Annotated in this window: 2 tRNA genes and 1 rRNA gene; all 3 read right to left on the reverse strand. The window is 46.5% G+C overall.

Going from position 1 to position 381, the window contains the following annotated elements:
- Window positions 1-70 (reverse strand): 5S ribosomal RNA (gene rrf / locus AC1RPT_RS07735); the annotation flags it as partial.
- A 39-nt stretch (window positions 71-109) separates the two neighbouring features.
- Window positions 110-182: transfer RNA gene (locus AC1RPT_RS07740), tRNA-Thr, on the reverse strand.
- Between the two features lie 5 nt (window positions 183-187).
- Window positions 188-259, reverse strand: a tRNA-Glu gene (locus AC1RPT_RS07745).
- Between the last annotated feature and the right edge of the window lie 122 nt (window positions 260-381).

Here is a 381-nt window from a genome sequence, read left to right on the forward strand (position 1 = left end):
TGGCGCTAAGAAGCTTAACTTCTGTGTTCGACATGGGAACAGGTGTATCCTTCTTGCTATCGCCACCACACTCTTTTACTACTACATAAAACAATTTTGCAACCACTAATGCCGGCTGCAGGAGTCGAACCTGTGACCCTCGGTTTACGATACCGATGCTCTACCAACTGAGCTAAGCCGGCGAAAATGACCCGTACGGGATTTGAACCCATGTTACCGCCGTGAAAGGGCGGTGTCTTAACCACTTGACCAACGGGTCATATACATAAAAATGTGTTAATCAGTTAGATTAGCACATTTTTAAATTTATTATTAGCATGGCAACGTCCTACCCTCGCAGGGGGCGACCCCCAACTACTCTTGGCGCTAAGAAGCTTAACT

The organism is Dellaglioa sp. CoH-56-MRSF-11 (assembly GCF_056782135.1).